Origin of the sequence: Streptomyces sp. NPDC006332 (genome assembly GCF_040612855.1) — a bacterium.
Lineage (GTDB): Bacteria > Actinomycetota > Actinomycetes > Streptomycetales > Streptomycetaceae > Streptomyces.
Window position 1 is genome coordinate 1 of the sequence record NZ_JBEXRA010000025.1, and the last position, 26,085, is coordinate 26,085.

Annotated in this window: 19 protein-coding genes and 1 pseudogene; 4 read left to right on the forward strand and 16 right to left on the reverse strand. The window is 69.1% G+C overall.

Features of this window, described 5'->3' with window-relative positions; translation table 11 throughout:
• Positions 1-456: 456 nt before the first annotated feature.
• Positions 457-1,221 carry a TIGR03936 family radical SAM-associated protein gene (locus tag ABZ027_RS22635; protein WP_356771067.1) on the reverse strand — a complete coding sequence of 255 codons (765 nt, stop codon included), beginning with the start codon at positions 1,219-1,221 and terminating at the stop codon, positions 457-459.
• 48 nt (positions 1,222-1,269) lie between these two features.
• The gene (locus ABZ027_RS22640) at positions 1,270-2,391 is read right to left on the reverse strand and encodes a hypothetical protein (protein WP_356771254.1); all 1,122 of its coding nucleotides are present in this window, start codon (positions 2,389-2,391) and stop codon (positions 1,270-1,272) included.
• 559 nt (positions 2,392-2,950) lie between these two features.
• Between ABZ027_RS22640 and ABZ027_RS22645 the strand changes: the two genes are divergently transcribed.
• Positions 2,951-4,078, forward strand: a complete 1,128-nt coding sequence (locus tag ABZ027_RS22645; protein WP_356771069.1) for a hypothetical protein — start codon at positions 2,951-2,953, stop codon at positions 4,076-4,078.
• Between the two features lie 12 nt (positions 4,079-4,090).
• Here ABZ027_RS22645 and ABZ027_RS22650 read toward each other — a convergent pair whose 3' ends face one another.
• The gene (locus ABZ027_RS22650; RefSeq protein WP_356771071.1) at positions 4,091-5,554 is read right to left on the reverse strand and encodes a hypothetical protein; all 1,464 of its coding nucleotides are present in this window, start codon (positions 5,552-5,554) and stop codon (positions 4,091-4,093) included.
• A gap of 141 nt (positions 5,555-5,695) precedes the next feature.
• Here ABZ027_RS22650 and ABZ027_RS22655 point away from each other — a divergent pair, with 141 nt between their 5' ends.
• Positions 5,696-6,280, forward strand: coding sequence for a TerD family protein (locus ABZ027_RS22655; protein ID WP_356771073.1), 585 nt, complete (start codon positions 5,696-5,698; stop codon positions 6,278-6,280).
• A gap of 116 nt (positions 6,281-6,396) precedes the next feature.
• Here the strand turns inward: ABZ027_RS22655 and ABZ027_RS22660 are convergent, their stop codons facing one another.
• On the reverse strand, positions 6,397-7,482 hold the full coding sequence (locus ABZ027_RS22660; RefSeq protein ID WP_356771075.1) for an FUSC family protein: 1,086 nt from the start codon (positions 7,480-7,482) through the stop codon (positions 6,397-6,399).
• Positions 7,483-7,789: 307 nt separating this feature from the next.
• Between ABZ027_RS22660 and ABZ027_RS22665 the strand changes: the two are divergent.
• Positions 7,790-8,591: pseudogene (locus ABZ027_RS22665) on the forward strand (alpha/beta hydrolase).
• 43 nt (positions 8,592-8,634) lie between these two features.
• Here the strand turns inward: ABZ027_RS22665 and ABZ027_RS22670 are convergent.
• From ABZ027_RS22670 to ABZ027_RS22725, 12 genes are all read right to left on the reverse strand, one after another.
• The gene (locus ABZ027_RS22670; RefSeq protein ID WP_356771076.1) at positions 8,635-9,177 is read right to left on the reverse strand and encodes a dihydrofolate reductase family protein; all 543 of its coding nucleotides are present in this window, start codon (positions 9,175-9,177) and stop codon (positions 8,635-8,637) included.
• Positions 9,178-9,347: 170 nt separating this feature from the next.
• Complete coding sequence (locus tag ABZ027_RS22675; RefSeq protein WP_356771078.1) at positions 9,348-11,309, reverse strand: TIGR03960 family B12-binding radical SAM protein; 1,962 nt, start codon at positions 11,307-11,309, stop codon at positions 9,348-9,350.
• A gap of 135 nt (positions 11,310-11,444) precedes the next feature.
• Complete coding sequence (locus ABZ027_RS22680; protein ID WP_356771080.1) at positions 11,445-13,031, reverse strand: CYTH and CHAD domain-containing protein; 1,587 nt, start codon at positions 13,029-13,031, stop codon at positions 11,445-11,447.
• A gap of 45 nt (positions 13,032-13,076) precedes the next feature.
• A complete protein-coding gene (gene rodA / locus ABZ027_RS22685) occupies positions 13,077-14,276 on the reverse strand; it encodes a rod shape-determining protein RodA (RefSeq protein WP_356771082.1) in 1,200 nt (399 codons plus the stop codon).
• On the reverse strand, positions 14,273-16,528 hold the full coding sequence (mrdA, locus tag ABZ027_RS22690) for a penicillin-binding protein 2 (protein ID WP_356771084.1): 2,256 nt from the start codon (positions 16,526-16,528) through the stop codon (positions 14,273-14,275). The genes rodA and mrdA overlap by 4 nt, the downstream gene beginning before the upstream one ends.
• 116 nt (positions 16,529-16,644) lie before the next feature.
• The gene (gene mreD / locus ABZ027_RS22695; RefSeq protein ID WP_356771086.1) at positions 16,645-17,325 is read right to left on the reverse strand and encodes a rod shape-determining protein MreD; all 681 of its coding nucleotides are present in this window, start codon (positions 17,323-17,325) and stop codon (positions 16,645-16,647) included.
• A 12-nt stretch (positions 17,326-17,337) separates the two neighbouring features.
• Positions 17,338-18,285, reverse strand: a complete 948-nt coding sequence (gene mreC / locus ABZ027_RS22700) for a rod shape-determining protein MreC (RefSeq protein ID WP_356771088.1) — start codon at positions 18,283-18,285, stop codon at positions 17,338-17,340.
• 167 nt (positions 18,286-18,452) lie between these two features.
• The gene (locus ABZ027_RS22705; RefSeq protein ID WP_123999956.1) at positions 18,453-19,472 is read right to left on the reverse strand and encodes a rod shape-determining protein; all 1,020 of its coding nucleotides are present in this window, start codon (positions 19,470-19,472) and stop codon (positions 18,453-18,455) included.
• A gap of 270 nt (positions 19,473-19,742) precedes the next feature.
• Positions 19,743-20,156 carry a nucleoside-diphosphate kinase gene (ndk, locus tag ABZ027_RS22710; RefSeq protein ID WP_356771090.1) on the reverse strand — a complete coding sequence of 138 codons (414 nt, stop codon included), beginning with the start codon at positions 20,154-20,156 and terminating at the stop codon, positions 19,743-19,745.
• Between the two features lie 64 nt (positions 20,157-20,220).
• Positions 20,221-20,577 carry a DUF4233 domain-containing protein gene (locus tag ABZ027_RS22715; RefSeq protein ID WP_356771092.1) on the reverse strand — a complete coding sequence of 119 codons (357 nt, stop codon included), beginning with the start codon at positions 20,575-20,577 and terminating at the stop codon, positions 20,221-20,223.
• A 9-nt stretch (positions 20,578-20,586) separates the two neighbouring features.
• Positions 20,587-22,086, reverse strand: a complete 1,500-nt coding sequence (locus ABZ027_RS22720) for a folylpolyglutamate synthase/dihydrofolate synthase family protein (protein ID WP_356771094.1) — start codon at positions 22,084-22,086, stop codon at positions 20,587-20,589.
• 161 nt (positions 22,087-22,247) lie between these two features.
• Positions 22,248-24,872 (reverse strand): valine--tRNA ligase, encoded by a 2,625-nt coding sequence (locus ABZ027_RS22725; RefSeq protein WP_356771096.1) that lies wholly within the window; start codon positions 24,870-24,872, stop codon positions 22,248-22,250.
• Between the two features lie 136 nt (positions 24,873-25,008).
• Between ABZ027_RS22725 and ABZ027_RS22730 the strand changes: the two genes are divergently transcribed.
• Positions 25,009-26,034 carry a hypothetical protein gene (locus ABZ027_RS22730; RefSeq protein WP_356771098.1) on the forward strand — a complete coding sequence of 342 codons (1,026 nt, stop codon included), beginning with the start codon at positions 25,009-25,011 and terminating at the stop codon, positions 26,032-26,034.
• Positions 26,035-26,085 lie beyond the last annotated feature (51 nt).

Consider the following 26,085-nt stretch of genomic DNA (forward strand, 5'->3'; position numbering starts at 1 on the left):
CCCGCACGGCGAAGAGCTGCCCCTTGCCTCCGGCCGCGCCGACGACGTTCACGTCCTCCGAGCGCGTGGTGGTCTGCCAGTACGTTCCTTCGGCGAGAAGCGGCCCGGCGCCGACGACGCGGCGGCAGGGTGTCGCTGGGGGTGTTGGGTTCGGAACCCTCGGTGGGTTCGGTCGGTTCGAGCATGCGGGCTGGTCTCCCGTCAGGCTCCCGGGCGCCGCGCTGGTCCGGCGTCGATCATGTCGATCGCCGTTGACGTCCGCGGCTCGCGCGATGCGCGGTGCCGCCGTCCGGGGCGCGGGCGCCGCACGGGAGCTCTCTGTGTCCTGTCTCACCGGTTCCGTACGCCCATTGCGTACGGCCTGGCGAAAGTCTTGTGGTCGGTGCGCTGCCCGACCCAGGTGGCTCCCGAGTCCGAGGGCGACGCTACGACGTCCGTCCCTACGCGGAACCTTCCTTACGCCGACGCCGTCGCGGCGGCAGCGGGGGCGGCCGTGGATGGGGCCGTCACTGCCTCGCGGTCAGGCGCGAGCGGGTCGGTCACCGTGCCGGTCTCTTCATCGAACAGCCCCTGCGCCAGCCTGGTCACCGCTGCGGGGACCGGCGGCGCCAGGTCGGCCACGGCGCGAAGACCGGACAGGACGTCGTCGGGTCGTACGGCAGGCGTCACGTGCCGAACAACCAGCCGCAGTATCGCACAGGGCTGGTCGATAGGCCTATCAGCCTGGGAACTGTGTGTTTCGAGCTGGACCACCGCCGCGCGCGCGTCGAAGGTCCGGACGCCGTTCTTGGTCTTGCGCTGGACCTCGACCGCCTCGGCGGCGTTGAAGGCCGCCACCGCGCGCTCGGCCCCGGCCGGGTCCACTCCGTCCAGTCGCAGCTCCCAGACGGAAGCCGTGAGCCGGTCGGCGAGTCCCGAGGTCCGGGCCTCGACGGCGTCGATGACATCGAGGCCGGTCGGCATCGACTCGTCGAGCAGAAGTCTCAGTCGCTCCGGGTCACGCGCCTCGGTGAGCGCGATCTCCAGATACTCCGCCTCGCTGCCGGTGCCGGTGGGTGCGGCATTGGCGTACGACACCTTCGGATGCGGCGTGAACCCCGCCGAGTACGCCATCGGCACCTCGGCACGGCGCAACGCACGCTCGAAGGCGCGCTGGAAGTCACGGTGGCTGGTGAACCGGAGGCGGCCGCGCTTGGTGTAGCGCAGTCGGATGCGCTGCACCGCGGGTGCGGGCGGCGGGCCTTCGGGCTGTCGCTTGCCCAGTGTCGTTCAGTCCTTCGTGAGAGCGGTCGTACTACTACCAAGAGTACGTGTCTCGGCGCCCGTCGGTTCCCGCCGGTCCACCTTCTGTGACTGCCCCGGCTCCCCGAAGACCATGCGCCGGAAGTCGGCGCGGGCCTGTCGTACGGACTCCCGGGCCGCGGCGAGAGCCTGCCGGGTGGCCCGTCCGACGCTGCGGGCGGCCTCGGCGGCGGGCCGCAGGACGAGGTCCCGGACCACGTGTCCGACCGGGGTGAGGACCGTCCGGTACACCCAGCGCACCGGCTCCACGAAGATCCACCGGAGGAGCGTCCCGAGGAACCGGCCGACGGCGAGCGAGATGTGCCCCGCGATCCGCCAGGCGTGCCCCAGGGCGTCCGCGACCTCCCTCCCCACGACGGCGAGCACCCGGCCGACCGGTACCAGGATCCAGCGCCACAGGGCGAGGGCGGGCAGCACGAACAACACCCGGCTCCCCCAGTAGAGAGCCGTCCCCACCCCGGTGACGATCATGCCCAGGGTCCACACCAGCCCCCGCGCACACCAGGCGATCGCATGCCCGACCGGCGTGAGGACCCACGTGTACAGCCACCCCACGGGGACGAGGACGAGGTGGCGCACCAGCCAGGCCAGCACGCCGAAGATCCCGAGCCCCAGGGCTCCGAGCACCGCGCCGAGCCCCCGCAGCGCCCACCTGACGGCGTGCCCCACCGGGGTGAGCACACGCCCGTACACCCACGCCAGCCCGGCGCCGATCCCCCGCGCGACCCATGCGAGGGCGTGCCCGAGAGGCGTCAGCACATACCGGTACAGCCACCGAAGCGGCACCACGACGAGCACGTTCCCGAGCCATCCGAGAGCCTGCCCGAGCGGCACCACGACGTACCGCCACAGACCGACGAACGGCCAGACGAACAGGGCCCTGCCGAGCCACACCAGCGCCCGCCCGAACGGCCTGAGCACGGTGTCCCTCAGGACGCGCCCGGCAGCCACCAGCGCGTCCCACACCATCCGCACCGGTACCACCAGCACGAGCACCACGATCCGCACGGGGATCCGAATCGCAACGGCGAGACACCCCTCGGGCGTTGCCTGCCGCTGTGGCTGAGCAGGTCGCTTCTCCAGTTCCATGACGGCGTAGACGCCTGAAGTCACCCGTCCGGATCCCGTACCCCCGCGGTCTGCCCCACTCGTTCTCGAAATCCCCACTCCGACCGACAACAGCGGGCGCCGAGCCAGGCGTTCGCGTTGCGGGATGCCGCGCCCGGGTGAACAGTGGATTCATGGGCCCGGGTCCGCAACGGATGAAGCACACACCACGCGAAGCGCATCTGGAACCACCATGGCCAGATTCTTCCGGCGACGCGCCTGGCACAGCGTCAACGCATCCCTCTTGGCTGCGGCGCTCGCATGTCCAGCCGGCCTGACGAGTGCGGTGACAGCGTTTCAGGGCCCCAGCGAGAGCAGAGCGCAGTCGTCACCCGTTGACACGCCACCGCCTCCGCCCCCTGGCGACACGCCGCCTCCCGAGTACACGCCGCCCCCCGAGGACACGCCGAGCGATCCGGCGACGCCTCCGCCCCCCGACAGCCCGCCCCCACCGAGTGACACGCCGCCGTCGGATCCGGGGGACACACCGCCCTCTGACCAGCCGTCACAGCCGCCAGGTTCCGATGAGGCGGACACAGGGGTGTCCGACCCTCCGGCGGAACAGACCAGACAGATCGAAGCCGCCACGACGCGTCTGGCCGCGACGAAGGATGACGTCCCCGAGGAACTCGTGGCGACTGTTGACGAGTTGACGACCACTCTCGAAGCGGTCGAATCCCCGCACACGTCGCCTCAGGACAGACAGAAGGTCATCGAGAGCATCAACCACCTGACCACCGCGCTGACAGCCAGCGGTGACGACAGCACACCCGCCGAGCTGCGCAAACAACTGATCCCGCTCGTGAAGCAGGCGTCCTCGGCGCTGAAGACGGGGTACGACCCGCAGGTGCCGTCCGAGGCGCGTTCCTTCCTCCTCCTGGTCGTGAAGCGGACGACATCCGCGCTGGGCGTGATCTGCGCCCCCGGTACGCCGCAGAAGCTGCGGGACCAACTGATCGCGACCTCGGAGGTGGTGAACCGCACGGTGAGTACGGGAGTGGTGAACCACACGGTGAGTTCGGAAGCGCTGAGCCCGACAGCGAGGGCGCACCCCGGCGCGGAGAGATCCGGTTGGTTCGCGATGCAGCTGAGTGCCGCGGTGCAGACGGCCGCAGCCCAGCCGATGCCTCAGGAGAAGAGAGACGCTCTGGTCGGGACCGCGTACGAGCAGAGCAAGCAACTGGAGGTCCTCACCGACCCCAAGACGTCGTCGAACGACCGGGCCGAAGCCGCGCAGGACATGGAGGATCGGTCCACTCAACTGCGTGACCAGCAGGAGGATGCCGCTTCGGATCAGGCGGCGGAAGACCCCATAGGCAAGGCGGCCGAGGGCTGCGCCAACGCCATATTCGAGACGACGTCAGAGCACACACTCGCCCAACGGCTGAAGAACCTGATTCCCGACAGCTGGTCCCCAGAAGGGGTCAAGGACTTCTGGAAGACCCAGGAAAAGGGGGACGAGCAGCTTGACGTCTACGTCCAGTTGCAGAACGACACATACGCCCACGCCCCCGTCGAGATCTCGTCACTCATCATCAAGCTCGCCGAGATCGTCCCGAGGAGCCAATTGCTCTCCGCCATCGGCCCTCCGGGTTCCGCCAGATGTCTGTGGACAGCCACGTATCTCGACGAGGACTACGGGGTCGCCGTAGGGAGCTGGCTCGAGTAGGCCGCGCCGACGTCAGGCACCGGAAGAACTCAGCAGTTCCGCGAAGGACACCTCGGAGTTCGCCTGCGCTTTCGCGGCCCCGTACCGCTCCAACTCTCTCTTCTCCTCCTGCACCAGACGCCTCTCCCCTTCGAAGTGGAACGACGAGATGGCCGCCGTGGGGTCGCGCCCCGGAATCCAGGTCGCCGTCACATAACGCGGGCTGCGCGTCACATTGATGAGGTTATTGTTGTGCCGCACCCTCCCGTGATAATAGATCTGCTGGCCACACCCCCCTTCCGGGCGGCAGTAGTACCGCCCCGCGTTCACATCCCATGAATAATGAGGAGTTTTGAAATCCTCCACGTCGAGCTTCCCCCGGTCCTTCCTCATGTACGAGATCCTCAAGTCGACGCTCACCACGTCGAACTTGGGTTTTTTGGGAAACTGGACCACGTGTTTGAGCGTGTATTCCTCCCCGCTTTCGAGCCGGTTACCAGGGCCGTAGAAATGCCCGCTACTGATCGTACTGTACGCGAGTTTACCGATATAAAGTTCCGCTTCCCCCGAGTCCTTCCCCCGCTGCCCCGCACTCTCTCGCCACTCCCGCACCAGGCCCCCGTTGTTCGCGCGTTTGTAGTAGAAGGCAACTCTGCCGCGGACCGTGTAGTTGTCATTGAGGATGTACACCGGAATTCCTCCGGTGTTCTTCATGTAGAGCGTGATCGGGACCTGCAAGAACCCGAGCGACCGGTCCGTCCACGACTTCCCGAACTCCGCCTTCACGGTGAGATGCATCGGGGCCGCCGTGGGCTGGTACATGGTCGAATACGCCAGGCTGACGCCGGTCAGGACCGCGGTGGCGACCACTCCGGCCGCGAACCTCTTGGGCTGCGGGACGCCCTTCCACGATCTGTCGCGGACAAGAAGGCACAGTGCCCACAGGGACCAGCACCACAGGGGCATGAACACCAGCGCATAGGGGGTGAACTCCGTCTCCTCGAGCCACATGAACAGCAGGAGACTGTCGGTGGCCAGCGCGATGAGCACGCCGAGCAGGACGATCGCCCCGGAGGCCCGGAACTGCCGTCTCCCCGAGTAGTCGAGGGCCGCGAGCGCCGACAGGCCCTGCACCGCGCCGGACAGGACGAACACAACGCCGCTGATGCGTTGCGCGAAGGTCAGGGCCCCGGAGGCGTCCGGCCACCCGATGACCGCGCTGAGGACCATGGACGCGAGCAGACCGCCGACCATGAGCACGGTGACGGCGCGCCTTCTTCCCGTACGGTCCGGCCACGTCCCGCTGTCACCTCCCCGCCAGCAGAAGGATGCCGGATCCTCCAGATCCAGGTCCTCCGGGTAGCCGAGGCGCCCGAGAATCCTCCGCAGGTCGCCCGCTGACCAGGCTCGGCCCGCCGTCTGTCCGTCCACGACGACCCGGCGCAGCCCGCGACTGTCCGGCGGCTCGACAACGACCCAGGGGCGGATGCTCCTCATTGACCCAGGCTCGAACCCGGAACGGCCCGCTGCACGCGGGGCTACACCGTTCGGCCGCGCGGGGCCCGAGCGGCGATCACTCGCCAGGGTTTTGACCGGCCTGCCCTGGGTCCTCGGCGAAAGCCCAGGCAGTATGTGCCCATGATTACACTCACGAAGGAAGACGGCCCGGCCGATCTGGACGGGGTGACCCATCTGTCCATCGGTGTCTCCTGGGACCCCACCGCCGGCGCCAGCGGCGGCGTGATGGGCAAGTTCCGCCGCAAGACCGGCACCGATCTCGATCTGATCGCCATCGCCATGCACGACGGGGACCCGGTGCGCCTGGCCGGCCTCGACTCCCTCGACCCCATCGGCAACGGCTCCCTCCTGCACAGCGGCGACAACCAGACCGGCCACGGAGACGGCGACGACGAGACCGTCACGGTCGAGTTCGCGAAGATCCCGCCCCACATCAACTCGATCGTGTTCGTCGCAGCCGCCTACAAGAAGGGCAGCTCCTTCCAGAAGGCACGCAACATCAGCTTCAAGGTGTACGACGCGACGGGCGGCAGCACCCAACAGGTCGCCGACATCTGGCCCAGCATGCTCACCACGGACAACGGCTGCGCCGTAGCCAAGGCCGTCCGTTCCGGCGACGCCTGGAAGCTCGAAGTCATCAACGTCACCGGCAAGATCAAACAGGGCGACGAGCTGGCCCTGATGCGCTTCGCCGCGAGCAAGTAGCAGCGGACGTCCACCAGAAGCAGCCGTCACAAAAGGAAGCGGTCCAGCCTGGGCTGGACCGCACCCACCGCCGTTGACGCGGACGTGCGTGCCGCAACTGACCGGAGCCGGACGCGTCACCCCGGTTGTGGTGGCGCCTTGGCGGTGCGCTTGGCGAGCAGTCCCGTCAGCAGCATGACGGCCAGACTGATCCCCACCCCGCACAGCGTCCACAGCACCCGGTAGCCCTCCGCCGCGTTGTCGGAGGGCTGCGGCAGGCCCACCAGGATGAGGACGCCGGCGGCGATGGCGGCGCTGTAGAGCGCGTAGTTCCAGAAGCGGATCCCCGCCCCGTGCATCAGCAGGACGAGCGCGACCACTTCGAGCCCACGCTCCACCGCGAACAGCCTGAGCCCGCTCTCGCTCGCCGGCACCCACAGCAGCAACGCGGCCACGACCGCACCGATCAACGCACCGGCAAGACGCTGCGCGCCGACCAGCGCGGCCTGCTCCAGGCTCGGCTTCATCGCGATCATGGCCGCGATCGGCATCCAGTAGCCGTGCGACAGGTCCAGTCCGAAGGCCAGCGCGACCGTGCCGGCGATGACCACGGCGCGGATCACCGCGAACAGGATCAGCGGACGGGTCAGCTTCCTTCGCGACCTGTCACCCGGGAGCTCCGAGAAGGGCTGGCCCTGGTCCGTACGCCCAAGGACGAGCCACCACAGGAACGTCACCACGATCCACAGCGCCGCCCCTCCGATCCAGGACAGCACCTGAGCCCAGACGTAGCTGGTGACGTGGCCCCCTTGGTGGAGGCTGAACTCGTATCCGACGGCGACGATGAACCAGATGTTGAGAAGCAGGGCGTTGACGAATCGGTGTACCCCGAACGCGGCCGCCAGCCCGGCCACCAGCGTGACCATGAAGGACGCGAGCACCAACCAGCCCCAGGCGTCCGACCCGATGCCGAAGGCCAACGCGGTCAACCCGGCGCCGACCAGCGCGAAGACGGAGACATCGAACGCACGGTGTGCATAGCTGCCCCCGGGGTCACCCAACGCCGCGAACAACAGGCCGAACGCCGCGCTGAGCAGGTACACCTCATGCCCGATCGCCCAGAAGACGAACATCGGCACCAGCGCGGCGTCCAGCACCGCCACCGCTCGCGGCCAGTTCAGCCCCGCGGCGTTGAGCTCAAAGACCTTCGAAGCCCAGGTCATGACCTTGCTCCGACCGACGGGCTGTCCTTCTCGTTCGGATGCGCTAGCCATGGCCGCCCTCGTCCACCCCACCAGGGGGTACGCCGCAACAGGCCCACATTGTCCGATTTTTGACCGGATGACCGCGGTGCGACCCGCCGTGGGGTCCCCAGCACAGAGCGCGGCCGGTTCCACGTCCGGCCGATCCGGCGCCCCGCACCTCGTCACCCTCGTCCGCGCCGACGCCCGCTTCGAACGCGGCCAGGGCGTCGAACACCCCGGGCGGTTGCGGCATGATCAAGTCCAGCCGATTCCGTGGGGGGCCGACATGGCATGGTCTGAACATGTGCTGGTGCGAGACGGTGTCCGGCTTGTCTGCCGGGACTGGGGCGGCCCAGGTCTGCCGATCGTGTTGCTGCACGGCCTGGCCGGTCACGCGGGAGAATGGGACGTGTTGGCGCGGCGCTTGAGCTCCACGTATCGGGTCGTCGCGGTCGACCAGCGCGGGCACGGCGCCAGCGAGCGCCACCCGCGGGACGTCTCCCGCGCTGCGTACGTCGCCGACGTCACCGCGGTTGTTGATCAGCTGGCCCTGCCGCGGCCCGTGCTGGTGGGCCAGTCGCTCGGCGGACATACGGCCATGCTCATCGCCGCCGCACATCCCGGACGGGTCCGTGCGCTCGTGCTCGTCGAGGCCGGACCCGGCGGTCCGAACCCGAACGCCCCCGTGGACATCGGCGGATGGCTCGACTCATGGCCGACACCGTTCCCTTCACGCGAAGCGGCCGCCGCGTTCCTCGGCGGCGGACCGGTCGGCGCAGGCTGGGCGGCCGGACTGGAGGAACGCGAGGACGGATGGCGCCCTCGCTTCGACCGGGACGTAATGGTTCGCTCGCTGGCGGAGAACGCACAGCGTTCCTTCTGGCACGAGTGGGGGCAGGTCGCGTGCCCCACCCTCGTCGTTCCTGGCCCGATCCAGCTTTCTCCCCGCACACGAAGTCGAGAAGATGCTCCGCCGGCGGCCGGCCACCACGGCGATGAGCATCCCGGGCACCGGCCACGACCTGCACCTGGAACAGCCTGAAACCCTGCACACCGCGCTCTCGGACTTCCTCGAGGGCCTCGCCTGAGAAACCCTGCGCGGAAGAGCATCCGCGCCGCCGAGCGCTGCGCCTACTTCCGCACGCGGAAGCGGAGCGTCGTGACGGCGCCCGACTGGGTGTTGCTGAAGGGTTCCAGGTCGATCCTGTCGAGGCTCGGGGGCGAGAAGCGGACACCGTCGCCGAGTAGCACCGGTAGGACATACACCAGGATCTCGTCGACGAGCCCGCGCTGCAGGCACTGGGCGGCCACGTCAGCACCGAGGATCTCCAGGTTCTTGCCGCCCGCAGCGCTGCGTGCCGTGGCGACGGCTTCCTCGATCTCGCAGGTGAGAAACGTGACGGTAGGGTCCGGCTCGTCGGGAGGCTCGTGGGTGAGGACGAACTGTGCTCCGCCGTCGTAGGGGGTGCCCTGGTCGGTCATACGCTTGGCGACCTCGTAGGTGCCCCGGCCGACGAGCATGGCGCCCGTGGCCGCCATGACCTCCGGGACCGCATCCGCAGTCAGGTACTCGGCGATCCAGTCCATCGCGTGGTCAGGCCCGGCGATGAACCCGTCCAGCGACATCGCCCTGTTCACGACCACTTTGCCGGTGCCGATGCTCACATCACTCATGCGTGTTCTCCAAGGATTTTGGAGGCCAGAGGCCGGAACGAAGTTCGGCGGGACGCCGACAGCGCAGCGGGGCGAGGTATCGAAGCTCCGGCCGCCACAAGCGCGACCTTCAACTCGTCCTCACTCGCCCCCGCCAGCGCCTCTACCACCCGAGCGAGTGCCCGCTGACGTCAGTGCGTGTGCCCGCTGGTCGCGGCGTCCTTCTTGACCGTCAGCGGCAGCAGCTTCTTGCCCGTCGGCCCGATCTGGATGGACGTGTCCATCTGAGGACACACCCCGCAGTCGAAGCACGGCGTCCACCGGCAGTCCTCGACCTCTGTCTCGTCGAGGGAGTCCTGCCAGTCCTCCCAGAGCCAGTCCTTGTCGAGGCCTGAGTCGAGGTGGTCCCAGGGGAGGACCTCCTCGTAGGTGCGCTCGCGGGTGGTGTACCAGTCGACGTCGACGCCGAAGGCGGGCAGGGTCTTGTCCGCGCACCGCATCCAGCGGTCGTAGGAGAAGTGCTCGCGCCAGCCGTCGAAGCGGCCGCCGTCCTCGTAGACCGCGCGGATCACGGCGCCGATGCGGCGGTCGCCCCTGGACAGCAGGCCTTCCACGATGCCGGGCTTGCCGTCGTGGTAACGGAAGCCGATGGAGCGGCCGTACTTCTTGTCGCCGCGGATCTTGTCACGGAGCTTCTCCAGGCGGGCGTCCGTCTCCTCGGCGGAGAGCTGCGGGGCCCACTGGAAGGGGGTGTGGGGCTTGGGGACGAAGCCGCCGATCGACACCGTGCAGCGGATGTCGTTGGCGCCGGAGACCTCGCGGCCCTTCTGGATGACGTTCATCGCCATGTCGGCGATCTGGAGGACGTCCTCGTCGGTCTCGGTCGGCAGGCCGCACATGAAGTACAGCTTCACCTGGCGCCAGCCGTTGCCGTACGCCGTCGCGACGGTCCGGATGAGGTCCTCTTCCGAGACCATCTTGTTGATGACCTTGCGCATCCGCTCGGAGCCGCCCTCGGGGGCGAAGGTCAGACCGGAGCGGCGGCCGTTGCGGGTCAGCTCGTTCGCCAGGTCGACGTTGAACGCGTCCACCCGGGTCGAGGGGAGCGACAGGCCGATCTTGTCCTCGGTGTACCGGTCGGCCAGGCCCTTCGCGATGTCGCCGATCTCCGAGTGGTCCGCCGAGGACAGGGACAGCAGGCCCACCTCCTCGAAGCCCGTCGCCTTCAGGCCCTTGTCCACCATGTCGCCGATGCCGGTGATGGAGCGCTCACGGACCGGGCGGGTGATCATGCCCGCCTGGCAGAAGCGGCAGCCGCGGGTGCAGCCGCGGAAGATCTCCACCGACATGCGCTCGTGGACGGTCTCGGCGAGCGGGACCAGGGGCTGCTTCGGGTAGGGCCACTCGTCCAGGTCCATCACCGTGTGCTTGGACACGCGCCACGGGACGCCTGACTTGTTGGGGACGACGCGGGCGATACGGCCGTCCGCGAGGTACTCGACGTCGTAGAACGCCGGGATGTACACCGAGCCCGTCCTGGCGAGGCGGAAGAGGACCTCCTCGCGGCCGCCGGGGCAGCCCTCCGCCTTCCACTCGCGGATGATCCGCGTCATGTCGAGCACGGCCTGCTCGCCGTCGCCGATGATCGCCGCGTCGATGAAGTCGGCGATCGGCTCGGGGTTGAAGGCGGCGTGGCCGCCGGCCAGCACGATCGGGTCGTCAAGGCCACGGTCCTTGGACTCCAGCGGGATGCCCGCCAGGTCCAGCGCGGCCAGCATGTTGGTGTAGCCCAGCTCCGTGGAGAAGGACAGGCCGAACACGTCGAAGGCCTTCACGGGACGGTGGCTGTCGACCGTGAACTGCGGGACGCGGTGCTCCCGCATCAGCGCCTCCAGGTCCGGCCACACGCTGTAGGTGCGTTCGGCGAGGACGCCCTCCTGCTCGTTGAGGACCTCGTAGAGGATCATGACGCCCTGGTTGGGGAGCCCGACCTCGTACGCGTCCGGGTACATCAGCGCCCAGCGGACGTCGCACGACTCCCATGGTTTGACCGTGGAGTTGAGCTCTCCGCCGACATACTGGATCGGCTTCTGCACGTGCGGGAGCAGAGCTTCGAGCTGCGGGAACACCGACGCAGCGACTTCGGCAGGCATCTCGCGACCTTCGTGAGCGGGACAGGACTGACAGGGGTGACCATCCAGCCTAACGCCCCCACGGCCACCCTCCGTACGCCCGGAAGATCACCGCCCCACCTGCCCGGAGGATCAGAGCTCCGCAAACCCGGAGGATCAGAGCCCGGCCGCCCCGTCCCGGATCCCCGCCCAGAACCCGGGCAGCTCGGCCTCCACCGCCGCCGCACGGCTCTCCTCGCGCCCGTACAGCAGCCCGTACGTGAACGCGCTCTCCCCCGCCGCGTGCGCGACCGCCGACAGCTCGCGCAGGGCCAGTCGGGCCATCACGCTGTCCTGGTGGTCGCCGAGCAGACCCTGCAGCGACTTCATGGACCTGACCAGGTCCTGGGCCGGCGTCCCGAGGGCCGGCGTGGCCGCCTCCGCCGCGTAACGGGTGCGCTTGGTCTTCTTGCGGGCCTCGTGCACGGCCACGTCCCGGCCGACGCCGGGCGGCAGCTCCAGCGCCTGCTCGACGAGCGCGGCGACCTTGCCGAAGTCCTTCCGTACCGCTTTGGCGATCACCTTGGCGGGGTTCTTACCGGCCGCGTCGAGCAGCGGCGGGTCGGTGACCAGCGCGTCCAGGGTGTCGAGGAGGGCGAGATGGCGCTCGGAGTCCAGGACGCCGATCAGTCGGGCGCGGGCACCGCCGTGGCTGTCACTCGCCCATCTGCTCAGCCGGGCGGCGACCGGGCCCTGGACCAGGGTGTCGGGCACCTGGTCGAGGGCGGCTGTGAGGCGTTCGGTGAGCACCTCGCGGTCCCGGTCCACTCCCAACTCGCCGGCCAGCCACTTCAGCTCCTCGCCGATCGGGTCGGTGACGGCCCGGTCGAGGATCCCGCCGTACGACTTGAGGGTGCCGCGCATGCGGCGGGTGGCGACGCGCATGCTGTGCACGGAGTCGGCGAGGTCCTGGCGGACGGCCGGGTCGAGCGCGACGATCGCGTCCCGCTGGGCGCGGAGATAGACGAGGACGTGGTCGCCGGCGGTCACGGGCTCCCGCGCGGCCCGCGCCTTCTTCGCCGCCTTCTTGCCGCCTGAGGACTTGGGAGCCTTGGACGACCGGGAGGACTTGGAGGACTTGGAGGGCTTGGAGGACTTGGAGGACTTGGACCCCGTCTCCGACAGCGCCCGGGCCAGCTTCGAGGCGGACGCGGACGGCCGTACCCCCGCCTTCCGCAACCGTTTCTCCACCTTGTCGAGGAAGGCCGGGTCGACCCCGTCGGCGAGTTCCACCTCTATCTCGGTCCACTGGGCCTCGCCGTCGCCGCCGGTCAGCCGCTGCGCGCGGACGGCGTCCACGCTGACCTCGGCCAGCAGCCGGCCCGCCGCGTCGAGCAGCTCGCGTATGTCCCGGGCCGACCGCAGCCGGACCACCGGGGCCAGCTCGGCGTCCCGGACCCGGGAGCGGATCAGGCCGGCGAGGGTGTCGGGGAGTGAGTCGGACAGCGGTGCCTGGATCTCGTCGCGTACGCCCGGGGCGACCGGGAACTTCAGGTGCCAGCCCGCGTCCGTGCCTCCGGTGCGGCGGCGCAGGGTGATCGAGGACGCGGCGAGGCGTTCGTCCGCGGTGTCGTAGTAGGTGGCGTCCAGGTGCGCGACACCCTTGTCGAGCACCGACGCGACCCCGGCGATGCCGGTCAGGTCGGGGAGTCCGCTCTCGTCGGACTCGTACTTCCGCTCGATCTCGCGCTTGGTGTCCGCCATGGCCTGAATCTAGTGGTGGGCGACGGCTGTGCCCAGCCTGTAGACCTACGCGGACATCGGGCGCTGCACCCGGATGGACTGCAGCAGCCCCACCGCCACCCAGACCGCGAACATCGACGAGCCTCCGTACGACACGAACGGCAGTGGCAGACCGGTGACCGGCATGATGCCGAGGGTCATGCCGATGTTCTCGAAGGACTGGAAGGCGAACCAGGCCACGATGCCGGCGGCGACGATCGTGCCGTACAGCTCGGTCGTCTCGCGTGCGATGCGGCAGGCCCGCCACAGCAGCACGCCCAGCAGGAGGACGATCAGGCCCGCGCCGACGAAGCCCAGCTCCTCCCCCGCCACCGTGAACACGAAGTCCGTCTGCTGCTCGGGCACGAACTGGCCCGTGGTTTGCGAGCCGTGGAACAGCCCGGCGCCCGTCAGACCACCGGAGCCGATCGCGATGCGGGCCTGGTTGGTGTTGTAGCCGACGCCCGCGGGGTCGAGGCTGGGGTTGGCGAAGGCCGCGAACCGGGCGATCTGGTACTCGTCCAGGATGTGCAGCTGCCATACCGCGATCGCGCCGGCCGCGCCCGCGCCCAGCAGGCCGAACACCCACCGGTTCGACGCGCCGGAGGCGAGCAGCAGGCCCAGCACGATGATGACCATGACCATGACCGACCCGAGGTCGGGCATCAGCATCACGATCAGCATCGGTACGGCGGCCAGGCCGAGTGCCTGCAGGACGGTGCGGTGGTCGGGGTAGGGCTTGTCGCCCGCGTCCACCCGGGCCGCCAGCAGCATCGCCATGCCCAGGATGATCGTGATCTTCACGAACTCGGAGGGCTGGAGCGAGAAGCCGCCGCCCAGCACGATCCACGAGTGGGCGCCGTTGACCGTCGAGCCCAGTGGGGTCAGCACCAGGAGGATGAGGAACACCGAGGCGCCGTACAGCAGCGGCACGGCCGTGCGCAGGGCGCGGTGGCCGAGCCAGACCGTGCCGAGCATCAGGGCGAAGCCGATGCCGGTGTTCATGATGTGCCGGATCAGGAAGTAGTACTGGTCGCCCTGGTTGATCTCGGTGCGGTTGCGGGTCGCCGAGAAGACGAGGAGCGAGCCGATGCCGGAGAGCGCGAGGGCGGCCAGCAGTATCGGCCAGTCCAGTCGGCGGGCGAGGGAGTCACGGGCGAACACCCGGGCCCAGCCCGCGCGTGCGGGCCCGTACCCGGAGACCTGGAAGCTGTTGACGCCGGTCATGTGAGGATCCTCCGGCTTCCCCTCCTGCGCGACCGGCGCCGGGTGTCCCGGTTGCCGGTCGTCGGCGGGTTCACGGTCGCCGCCTGCTGGGTCTCGTCCTGTTGGGGTGCGCTCTTCTGGCTGGCCCGCTGGTCCTTCGCGGGGTCCTTCGCGACCTTCGGGGACGTGATCGTCCCGTCCGTCCGGACTTTCGGCAGGGCCTTCTGCGGGGTCGGCAGCAGCGCGTTCTTCTTGTTGATCGCGCCGTCGTCGGACACGCCGTACAGCGCGTCGTAGATGTTGCGGACGGCCGGTCCGGAGGCTCCGGAGCCGGTACCGCCCTGGGAGATCGTCATGACGACGGAGTAGTCCTTGGTGTACGTGGCGAACCACGACGTCGTCTGCTTGCCGTAGACCTCGGCGGTACCCGTCTTGGCGTGCATCGGGATCTTGTTCTGCGGCCAGCCGACCTGCGCGAACCGCCAGGCGGCGGTTCCCCGGGTGGCGACGCCCGCGAGGGCCTCGTCCATCTTGCTCAGCGTCTGGCGGCTTATCGGCAGCCTGCCGTGCGACTTGGGCTTGATCTCGTGGACGGTCTTGCCGTCGGGGCTGATGACGGCCTTGCCGACGGTCGGATCGTGCAGGGTGCCGCCGTTGGCGATGGCCGAGTAGATCGTGGCCATCTGGATCGGGGTGACGAGGGTGTCGCCCTGGCCGATGGAGTAGTTGATCTCGTCACCGGCGCGCATCTTGTTGCCTTCGAGGCAGTTCTCGTAGGCGATCTTCTGGACGTAGTCGCCGTCCTTCTTCCCCGTCTTGCACCAGCCGTCCTTGTTGGCCTTCCAGTAGTTCTCCTTCCACTGGCGGTCGGGGACCCGGCCGGTGACCTCGTTGGGCAGGTCGATGCCGGTCTCCTTGCCGAGGCCGAACTGGTGGGCGGCCTTGAAGAAGTAGTCCTTGGGCTCGCCCTTCCTCGGGTTGATGCCGCCGTCCTTCTGCCACTGGCTGTGGGCGAGACCGTAGAAGACGGTGTCGCAGGAGACCTCAAGGGCGCGGCCGAGGGAGATCGGGCCGAAGTTCTCCGACTCGAAGTTCTTGAAGACCTGACCGCCGACCGAGTACGAGCTGGTGCACGGGTAGCTGCCGTTGAAGTCGTAGCCGGCCTCGACGGCACCGGCCGTGGAGATCACCTTGAAGGTGGAGCCCGGCGCGGACTGACCCTGGATGGCCCGGTTGAGCAGCGGGTAGTTGGAGTTCTTGCCGGTGAGCCGGGCGTAGTCCTTGGCGGAGATGCCGCCGACCCAGGCGTTGGGGTCGTAGGTCGGGTTGGACGCCATGGCGACGACGCGGCCGGTCTTGTTCTCCATCACCACGACGGCGCCGGAGTCGGCCTTGTACTTCTCGTTGGTGTTGCGGTCCCACTCCTGGCGGGCCTTCTTCATGGCGTCGTTCAGCTCGTACTCGGCGACTCGCTGGACGCGGGCGTCGATGCTGGTGACGAGGTTGGAACCGGGCTGTGCGGGGTCGGCCTCGGCCTGGCCGATGACCCGGCCGAGGTTGTCGACCTCGTAGCGGGTGACGCCGGCCTTGCCGCGCAGTTCCTTGTCGTACTGGCGCTCCAGGCCGGAGCGGCCGACCTGGTCGGAGCGCAGGAACGGCGAGTCGGTGTCCTGGGCCTTGGTGATCTCCTCGTCGGTGACGGGCGAGAGGTAGCCGAGGACCTGGGCGGTGTTGGCCTCGCCGGGGGCGGCGTAGCGGCGCACGGCCTCCGGCTCGGCGGTGATGCCGGGGAAGTCCTCGGCGCGTTCACGGATCTGCAGGGCCTGCTTGGCGGTGGCCTCGTCGGTGATGGGGATCGGCTGGTACGGCGAGCCGTTCCAGCAGGGCTGCGGCGTCTTGGCGTCGCACAGCCGGACCTTCACCATGACCTCCTGGGGCTTCATGCCCAGCACGCCGGCCAGTTTGGTGAGGACGGCCTTGCCGTCGTCCTTCATCTTCAGCAGGTCGGTACGGGAGGCGGAGACCACCAGCCGGGTCTCGTTGTCGGCCAGGGGCACGCCGCGCGCGTCCAGGATCGAGCCGCGGACCGCGGGCTGCACGACCTGCTGGACGTGGTTGCCGGAGGCCTCCTTGGCGTACTCGTCGCCCTCGCGGATCTGGAGGTACCACAGGCGTCCGCCGAGGGTGCCGAGCAGGGAGAGGACGAGGATCTGGATGACGACGAGCCGGATCTGGACCCGTGGGGTCCGGCCGGTCTCGGGGATGTTTGTCACTGCGGCTGCCTCCCCCTCTCAGTGCGCCGACGTGTGTGCGCGTACGAATGATGAACGACCGACCTGTGAGGCCACGTTCCGCCAGAACTTCCCCGTACGGGTGAACTCCGCCGCCTTCACAGCCGCTTGACCCCCTTGATACGGCCCACCCGCGTGGTACGGGCCCGGGCTCTGGTCTTCAGGCCGCCGAGGGCGCCGCGTTGACCGCCGATCTTGAGACCGGTGCCGGAGGAGAGCCAGCCGGAGGAGATGTCGGTGGTCTTGGCGGCGCCGGTGCTGGTCTCGGCCAGCGGGTCGTTCTCGGCGCGCCGGGCCAGGGCCATGATCCCGGGGACCACGAACGGGGCGAGCAGCAGGTCGTACAGGGAGGCCGTGAACAGCAGGCTGGGGAGGCCGACATGGCGGGCGGCGGTGTCGCCGACGAGGGCGCCGACACCGGCGTACAGCAGGGTGGTGCCGATGGCGGCGGCGACCACGACGGCCATCGGGCCGGTGGCCGACTTCAGTCGGCCGTTGTCCGGTTTCGCCAGGCCCGCGAGGTAGCCGATGACGCACAGCACGAGGGCGTAGCGCCCGGCCGCGTGGTCGGCGGGCGGGGCGAGGTCGGCGAGCAGGCCGGCGCCGAAGCCGACGAGCGCGCCGCCGATATGGCCGTACACCATGGCGAGGCCCAGGACGGTGAGCAGCAGCAGGTCGGGGACGGCGCCGGGGAGGTGCAGGCGGGCGAGGACGCTCACCTGGACCACCAGGGCGACGACGACCAGGGCGGAGGAGAGCAGGATCCGGTTGACACGCATGGGTTACAGCTCCTACTGCTCAGGCTGGGTCTGGCCGTCGACCTGCGCGTTCGCGGACGGCGTGACGGTCACCGTCACGGTCGGCGTGGGGGTCGGTTTGGGCTTGGCGGGCAGCACCGTGTCGCGTGGGTCCTTCTTCGGGGCCTGGACGACGACGCCGACGACGTCGAGCTTGGTGAAGCTGACGTACGGCGTGACGTAGAGGATGCGGGTGAGACCGCCGCCGGAGGGGTCGACGCGGGAGACCACACCGACCGGGACGCCGGGCACGAAGGGCTTGTCGGACTGCGAGCCGAAGGTGACCAGGCGGTCGCCCTTCTTGATCTCGGCCTTGCTGTTGAGGAGTTCGACGCGCAGCGGGCGGTCGCCCTGGCCGGAGGCGAAACCGAGTTCGTCGCTGGCCTCCATGCGGGTGCCGACGGTGAAGTCGGGGTCGTTGGCGAGCAGGACGGTGGCGGTGTCGGGGCCGACGGTGGTGACGCGTCCGACGAGCCCGTCGCCGTTCAGGACGGTCATGTCGCGGGTGATGCCGTCGTTGGCGCCGACGTCGATGGTGATGGTCCAGGAAAAGCCCTGGGCCGCTCCTATCGCGATGACCTCGGCACCCTTGATGCCGTACTGTCCGGCGCCGGCGACCTTCAGCATCTTGTCGAGCTGGGTCAGGCGGGAGCGGTTGCGGTCGTCGCTGCCGAGTTTCGCCTTGAGGGCCGCGTTCTCCTTCTCCAGCCCGGCGAGCCGGTCGTGGCGTTCACCGGAGTCACGGATGGCCGATACGGCGTTGCCGACCGGGTCGACCGCGGCCGACATGCCGTCCTCGATCGGGCCGAAGACGGTGGCCGCGCCGCGCCGGGCACCGTCGACCGGCGAGTCCTCCCCGCCGCGGATGTCCACCGTGATCAGCGCGAACGCGATGGCGACCAGCAGCACCAGGAGCAGCCGGCTCTCTCGTGTGTCCCTCACGTGCGGCGGCCGTGCCTTCCTCATAGGAATGTGCAGAGGTTCAGGTGTCGAGGTGTTCTGATGTCGAGGTGGTGCGGTACGGAGGCTTGCGGGCGAGCTTATGCCTCGATACCAACGATCCGCCGCACGAGGTCGATCGTCTCGTACGGCGGAATCGAAGAGTTACGTCATCTGCGCGGCGAGGCGTCGAGCACCTGCTGCAGCGCCTCGAACTCCTCGACGCACTTGCCGGAGCCGAGCGCCACGCTGTCCAGCGGGTCCTCGGCGATGTGGATCGGCATGCCGGTCTCGCGCCGCAGCCGCTCGTCGAGGCCGCGCAGCAGCGCTCCGCCGCCGGTCAGAACGATTCCCCGGTCCATGATGTCGCCGGACAGCTCCGGCGGGCACTTGTCCAGGGTCGTCTTGACCGCGTCGACGATGGCGTTGACGGGTTCCTCGATCGCCTTGCGGACTTCGGCGGCCGAGATGACGACGGTCTTGGGCAGCCCGGAGACGAGGTCCCGGCCGCGGATTTCGGTGTGCTCGTCAGCGTCGAGGTCGTACGCCGAACCGATCGTGATCTTGATCTGCTCGGCCGTCCGCTCACCGAGGAGGAGCGAGTACTCCTTCTTGATGTGCTGGATGATCGCGTTGTCCAGTTCGTCGCCCGCGACGCGGATGGACTGAGCGGTGACGATGCCGCCGAGGGAGATGACCGCGACCTCCGTGGTGCCGCCGCCGATGTCCACCACCATGTTGCCCGTGGCCTCGTGGACCGGCAGGCCGGAGCCGATGGCCGCGGCCATGGGCTCCTCGATGATGTGCACCTGACGGGCGCCGGCCTGGGACGACGCCTCGATGACGGCGCGGCGCTCGACGCCCGTGATGCCCGAGGGCACACAGACGACGACCCGCGGGCGAGCCAGATACCGCCGCTTGTGGATCTTCAGGATGAAGTAGCGGAGCATCCGCTCGGTGATCTCGAAGTCGGCGATCACGCCGTCCTTCAGCGGACGTACGGCAACGATGTTGCCGGGCGTACGCCCGATCATCTTCTTCGCTTCGGCGCCGACCGCGAGGATGCCACCGGTGTTGGTGTTGATCGCGACGACGGACGGCTCGTTGAGTACGATCCCGCGACCCCTGACGTACACCAGCGTGTTGGCGGTCCCGAGGTCGACAGCCATGTCACGGCCGATGAACGACATTGAGTTCCCCATCAGGATTCTTCTGGCCTTCCCACGAGCTTTTTGAGGGCTTTTCAGGTCGGCGAGGTGGGCGCAGTGACGTGAAGGCTTCCATCGTAGACGCGCCTTCGCGAACACCGCGGGAGGGTCTCCGCCATTGTCAGCAGATGACGTGTGCGTCCGCTTGTGGAGACGGGCGTTCGGGGAAACCCGTTCCCCCGATCGGCGACGCATATGCCAAGGAGTCCGGGGGCGATGCCCCCAGACTCCACGTTCCAGCCGTCGCGGGTGTCAGGCGCGGCCGGGGAAGAAGATCTTCACCTCACGGTCGGCGGACTCCTCGGAGTCGGAGGCATGGATCAGGTTCTCCCGCACGATCACGCCGTAGTCGCCGCGGATGGAGCCGGGGGCGGCGGCGATCGGGTCGGTCGGGCCGGCCAGCGCCCGCACACCCTCGATGACCCGCTCACCCTCGACGATCAGCGCCACGACCGGACCGGAGGCCATGAACTCCACCAGCGGCTCGTAGAAGGGCTTGCCCTTGTGCTCGCCGTAGTGCTGCTCCAGGGTGTCCTGGTCCAGGGTGCGCAGTTCCAGCGCGGTGATCTGCCAGCCGGCCTTGCGCTCGATACGGCTGATGATCTCGCCGGTCAGGCCACGACGGACGGCGTCGGGCTTGAGGAGGACGAGGGTGCGCTGGCTCACGGGAGGGCTCCTTCTACGGCCGGTGTGCGGTGGGATGAGGTTACAGGGCGTGTCCGTACGGATGTCACGCAGCGTCAGGTGTGGAGGATCCGGCCTGCTCCGCGAAGCGGGCCTTGGCCTCATCGATCTTCCTGCCGTAGTGCACGGACGCCCACCACAGGGCCGCGAAGACCGCCCCCATGAAGAACATCGTCGGAACCACGAAACCGGAGGCGATCAGGGCGATCTGCAGGGCCCACCCGAGGACGACACCGCCGGGGCGGGTCACCATGCCGCACAGCAGCAGGCTCAGGAACATGGCGATGCCGCTGACCGTCCAGACCGTCGACGTGGACAGGTCGGGGTCCTTCATGGCGACCAGGCCGGCGAAGCCGATGACGAGGAACTCGCCGATCAGGGTCGAGGAACAGAGCGTACGCATTCTCGGGTCTCAGCCCTTCCCCAGCAGCAGCCGGGCCTCGCCGACGGTGATGACGGATCCGGTGACGAGCACACCGCCGCCCGCGAACTCGCCCTCCTCCTCGGCCAGCGTGATCGCGGCCTCCAGGGCGTCCGGCAGGCGGGGCTCCACCTGCACGCGCTCCTCGCCGAACACCTCGACGGCGATCGCGGCGAGCTCGTCGGCGTCCATGGCCCGGTGGCTGGAGTTCTGGGTGACGACGACCTCGGCGAAGACCGGCTCGAAGGCCTCCAGCAGTCCGCGCACGTTCTTGTCACCGCTGGTCCCGACCACGCCGATCAGCCGGCTGAAGTCGAAGGCCTCCTGAACCGCCTCGGTGGTGGCGCGGGCGCCGGCCGGGTTGTGGGCGGCGTCCAGGACGACGGTCGGGGACCGCCGTACGACCTCCAGCCGTCCCGGTGCGGAGACCGCGGCGAAGGCCTTGCGGACGGTGTCGATGTCGAGCGGCTCGGGCCGCTGGGAGCCGACGCCGAAGAACGCCTCGACGGCGGCGAGCGCGACGGCCGCGTTGTGCGCCTGGTAGGGGCCGTGCAGCGGGAGGTACACCTCGTGGTACTCCCCGCCGAGCCCGCGCAGGGTCAGCAGCTGCCCGCCCACGGCGACCTGCCGCGAGACGACCCCGAACTCCAGCCCCTCCCGGGCGACCGTGGCGTCCACCTCGACGGCCTTCTTCAGCAGCACCTGGGCCGCGTCGACCGGCTGCTGCGCCAGGATGACCGTCGCATCCTGCTTGACGATGCCGGCCTTCTCCGTGGCGATCGCGGCCGGCGTGTCACCGAGCCGGTCGGTGTGGTCGAGGTCGATGGGGGTGACGACGGCGACGTCCCCGTCGATGACGTTGGTGGCGTCCCAGGAGCCGCCCATACCCACTTCCACCACGGCCACGTCGACGGGCGCGTCCGCGAAGGCGGCGTACGCCATGCCCGTGAGCACCTCGAAGAACGACAGTCGGTACTCCTGCTGGGAGTCGACCATCTCGACGTACGGCTTGATGTCCTGGTAGGTCTCGATGAACCGCTCGGCGGAGATGGGCGCGCCGTCGAGGCTGATGCGCTCGGTGATCGACTGCACGTGGGGGGAGGTGTAGCGGCCGGTACGCAGTTCGAAGGCGCCGAGCAGGGCCTCGATCATGCGGGCGGTGGAGGTCTTGCCGTTGGTGCCGGTGATGTGGATCGAGGGGTACGCCCGCTGCGGCTCCCCCAGCACGTCCATCAGCGCGGAGATCCGGCTGACCGACGGTTCCAGCTTGGTCTCGCCCCAGCGGGTGGCGAGGTCCGCCTCGACCTCGCGCAGGGCCTTGTCGACCTCCGGGTCCTCGGGCCGCGCGGGCACGTCGGCCTGCGGGGGGCCGCCCTGGGCGCGCAGGGTGCGGCTGCCGGCCTCGATCAGCGCGAGATCCGGGTCCCGCTCGGTCTCGGCCTCGATGATCTCGTCGAAGGAGCTGTCGTCATGCGGGGGCAGGTCACTCACGGGGCCAGTCTACGTACCCAGCCCGCGGGCAGTCGTGCCGCTGGGCGGCACGGGTGGGCGCGGGCGGCACCCCGCTAGCGCCGGGCAGCGCGACCCACCCCCGGCAAGCGAAAACCCCCAGAACCATTGGGCTCCGGGGGCCTTCAGTACCGTACGAACCGTCAGGCGGCCGGCAGCCGATCAAGCTGCGCGGCGATCCGCGCGATGTCCTCGTCCGCCTTCGTCAGCCGCGTCCGGATCTTCTCCACGACGTGATCGGGAGCCTTCGCCAGGAACGCCTCGTTGCCGAGCTTGGCGTTGGCCTGGGCCTTCTCCTTCTCCGCGGCGGCGAGGTCCTTGGCCAGCCGCTTGCGCTCGGCCGCGATGTCGATCGTGCCGGAGAGGTCGAGGGCCACCTCGGCCCCCGCGACCGGCAGGGTCGCCGTGGCGGTGAACGCGTCACCCTCCGGCTGGAGCCGCAGCAACTGCCGGATGGCGGCCTCGTGCGGGGCGAGCGCCGTACCGTCCAGCGACAGGCGGGCCGGGACCCGCTGCCCGGGCTGCAGGCCCTGGTCGGCGCGGAAGCGGCGGACCTCGGTGATGACCGACTGGAGGGTCTCGATCTCCTTCTCGGCACCGGTGTCACGGAAGCCGCTGTCGGCGGGCCACTCGGCGATGACGAGGGACTCACCTCCGGTCAGCGTGGTCCACAGGGTCTCCGTGACGAAGGGGACGACCGGGTGGAGCAGACGCAAGGTCACGTCCAGGACCTCACCGAGGACCCGCTTGGAGACCTCGGCGGCCGGGCCGCCCGCCTGGAACGTGGTCTTCGACAGCTCGACGTACCAGTCGAAGACCTCGTCCCAAGCGAAGTGGAACAGCGCGTCGGAGAGCTTCGCGAACTGGTAGTCCTCGTAGAACGCGTCGACCTCGGCGACCACCGAGTTGAGGCGGGAGAGGATCCAGCGGTCCGTCGCCGACATCTCGGACGGCTCAGGCAGTGGGCCGTCCACCGTCGCGCCGTTCATCAGCGCGAAGCGTGTCGCGTTCCAGATCTTGTTGGCGAAGTTGCGGGAGCCCTGGACCCAGTCCTCGCCGATCGGGACGTCGACACCCGGGTTGGCGCCGCGGGCCAGCGTGAACCGGAGGGCGTCGCTGCCGTACTTGTCCATCCAGTCCAGCGGGTTGACGACGTTCCCGAAGGACTTCGACATCTTCTTGCCGTTCTGGTCACGGACCATGCCGTGCAGGGCGATGGTGTGGAACGGCGGGGTGCCGTCCATCGCGTAGAGGCCGAACATCATCATCCGGGCGACCCAGAAGAAGAGGATGTCGTAGCCGGTGACCAGGACGGAGTTCGGGTAGAACTTCGCGAGCGACTCGGTCTGTTCGGGCCAGCCCAGCGTGGAGAAGGGCCACAGACCCGAGGAGAACCAGGTGTCCAGGACGTCGGTGTCCTGACGCCAGCCCTCGCCGGTGGGCGCCTGTTCGTCGGGGCCGACGCAGACGACCTCGCCCTGCGGGCCGTACCAGACCGGGATCCGGTGTCCCCACCACAACTGCCGTGAGATGCACCAGTCGTGCAGGTTGTCGACCCAGTCGAAGTACCGCTTCTCCATCTCCTGCGGATGGATCTTGACCTTGCCGTCGCGGACCGCGTCGCCGGCCGCCTTCGCCAGCGGACCGACCTTGACCCACCACTGCATGGACAGCCGCGGCTCGATGGTCGTCTTGCAGCGCGAGCAGTGGCCGACCGAGTGGACGTACGGCCGCTTCTCGGCGACGATCCGGCCCTCGGCGCGCAGCGCGGCGACGATGGCGGAACGTGCCTCCAGCCGGTCCAGGCCCTGGAAGGGGCCGTGGGCGGTGATGACGGCGTGCTCGTCCATGATCGCGATGGCCGGCAGGTCGTGACGCTGGCCGATCTCGAAGTCGTTCGGGTCGTGGGCGGGGGTGACCTTGACGGCACCCGTGCCGAACTCGGGGTCGACGTGCGCGTCGGCGACGACCGGGATGGAACGCTCGGTCAGCGGCAGCTTGATGAGCTTGCCGACCAGGTGCTTGTACCGCTCGTCCTCGGGGTGGACGGCGACGGCCGTGTCACCGAGCATGGTCTCGGCGCGGGTGGTGGCGACGACGATGGTCTCGTCCCCGTCGCCGTACTTCATGGAGACGAGCTCGCCGTCGTCGTCCTGGTACTCCACCTCGATGTCCGAGATGGCGGTCAGGCAGCGGGGGCACCAGTTGATGATGCGCTCGGCGCGGTAGATCAGCTCTTCGTCGTAGAGCCGCTTGAAGATGGTCTGGACGGCCTGGGAGAGACCCTCGTCCATGGTGAACCGCTCACGCGACCACGCGACACCGTCTCCCAGGCGGCGCATCTGACCGCCGATCTGACCGCCGGACTCGGCCTTCCACTGCCAGACGCGCTCGACGAACGCCTCCCGGCCGAGGTCGTGCCGCGACTTGCCCTCCTTGCCGAGCTCACGCTCGACGACGTTCTGGGTCGCGATCCCCGCGTGGTCCATGCCGGGTTGCCACAGCGTCTCGTAACCCTGCATCCGCTTGCGGCGGGTGAGGGCGTCGATGAGGGTGTGCTCGAAGGCGTGCCCGAGGTGGAGCGAGCCCGTGACGTTCGGCGGCGGGATGACGATCGTGTACGGGGGCTTGTCGCTCTTCGCGTCGGCCTCGAAGTAACCCCGCTCCACCCAGCGCTCGTACAGCGGCCCCTCTACGTCGGCCGGCGCGTACTGGGTCGGCAGTTCGGTGTCGGGCGCTGGTGGCTGCTGCTGAGCGTTCTCGGTCACGGGCTCAGTTTAGGGGTGTCACCGGGCAGTCCCGAAACGCGTTTGTTCTGTAACGGTGGGGGCCCCGATGCCGTCCGCACCTGTCGCCTGGGCCAGGATGTCAGGAACACATAAGCATCTGGAGGGGAACCCAGAAATGAGTCACAACCAGCCGGGCCCGTACGGTGGGCAGCCCCAGCAGCCCGGCCCGTACGGTGGGCAGCCCCCGCAGGGCGGCCCGTACGGTCAGCCGGGCCCCTACGGCCAGCCGCCGCAGGCCCCGCAGCCCGGCTACGGCTACCCCCAGCAGACTCCCCCGGCCCAGCCGGGTTACGGCTATCCCCAGCAGCCCCCGCAGGGCGCTCCGCAGGGTGCTCCGCAGGGCGCTCCGCAACAGCAGCCCTACGGTCAGCAGCCCCCGTACGGCCAGCAGCCGCAGTACGGGCAGCAGCAGCCGTACGGGCAGGCCCCGTACGGGGCGCCGCAGCCGCCGGCGCCCGGGGGCGGCAAGAAGAAGATGGGGCTCATCATCGGCGCCGTGGCGGTCGTGGCCGCGATCGGCGTGGGGGCGTACTTGGTGATCGGCGGGGGCGGCGGGGGCGGGCTCGAGGACGACGGGCCGCACAAGCTCACCGCGCCGTCGAAGCTACTGTCCGAGAAGTACACGCGTGCGGGCAACGCCCAGGAGAAGAAGGTGAGTTCGAGCGACGCGAAGGACCTCGCCGCGTTCGGGGTGTCCAACGCCACGCAGGTCGCGGCCACCTACTCGACCGTGGACGTGTCGTCGCTCGACCCCAGTGACCCCAGCGCGGTGGAGAAGGCCAAGAAGGGTGAGGCCGTCGCCTTCTCCGGCTTCTACGGCAAGGTGGCCGACCCCGAGAAGGCCCTGGACGGCACCTTCGCGGAGATGAAGAAGAGCGCCACCTCGGACAACGACGCCACCATCGTCGGCGACGCCGAGTCCGTCTCGCCCAGCGGTCTGGACGGCGCCGTGATGAAGTGCCAGAAGATCCAGGGCAAGAGCCGCGTCACGGGCAAGGACCAGACGGTGTACATGTGCATCTGGGCGGACTACAGCACGATGGGCGTGGTCCAGCCGAACACGAGCACCAAGACGTACTCCATGGACGAGTCGGCCCAGATCGCGGCCGACCTCCGTAAGGAAGTCCGCGTCAAGAGCTGATCGGCTCCCGGCATGTGAAGAGGGCCCCGCCTGCGCGGGGCCCTCTTCATG

Bases quoted from the DNA above. Each gene is read 5' to 3' on its own strand.
- mreD (WP_356771086.1), bottom strand. From the start codon at position 17,325: ATGCGTGTCAACCGGATCCTGCTCTCCTCCGCCCTGGTCGTCGTCGCC.
- ABZ027_RS22655 (WP_356771073.1), top strand. From the start codon at position 5,696: ATGATTACACTCACGAAGGAAGACGGCCCGGCCGATCTGGACGGGGTG.
- ABZ027_RS22715 (WP_356771092.1), bottom strand. From the start codon at position 20,577: ATGCGTACGCTCTGTTCCTCGACCCTGATCGGCGAGTTCCTCGTCATC.
- ABZ027_RS22705 (WP_123999956.1), bottom strand. From the start codon at position 19,472: ATGTCGTTCATCGGCCGTGACATGGCTGTCGACCTCGGGACCGCCAAC.
- ABZ027_RS22650 (WP_356771071.1), bottom strand. From the start codon at position 5,554: ATGAGGAGCATCCGCCCCTGGGTCGTTGTCGAGCCGCCGGACAGTCGC.
- ABZ027_RS22675 (WP_356771078.1), bottom strand. From the start codon at position 11,309: ATGCCTGCCGAAGTCGCTGCGTCGGTGTTCCCGCAGCTCGAAGCTCTG.
- ABZ027_RS22660 (WP_356771075.1), bottom strand. From the start codon at position 7,482: ATGACCTGGGCTTCGAAGGTCTTTGAGCTCAACGCCGCGGGGCTGAAC.
- ABZ027_RS22680 (WP_356771080.1), bottom strand. From the start codon at position 13,031: ATGGCGGACACCAAGCGCGAGATCGAGCGGAAGTACGAGTCCGACGAG.
- rodA (WP_356771082.1), bottom strand. From the start codon at position 14,276: ATGACCGGCGTCAACAGCTTCCAGGTCTCCGGGTACGGGCCCGCACGC.
- ABZ027_RS22730 (WP_356771098.1), top strand. From the start codon at position 25,009: ATGAGTCACAACCAGCCGGGCCCGTACGGTGGGCAGCCCCAGCAGCCC.
- ABZ027_RS22670 (WP_356771076.1), bottom strand. From the start codon at position 9,177: ATGAGTGATGTGAGCATCGGCACCGGCAAAGTGGTCGTGAACAGGGCG.
- ABZ027_RS22640 (WP_356771254.1), bottom strand. From the start codon at position 2,391: ATGGAACTGGAGAAGCGACCTGCTCAGCCACAGCGGCAGGCAACGCCC.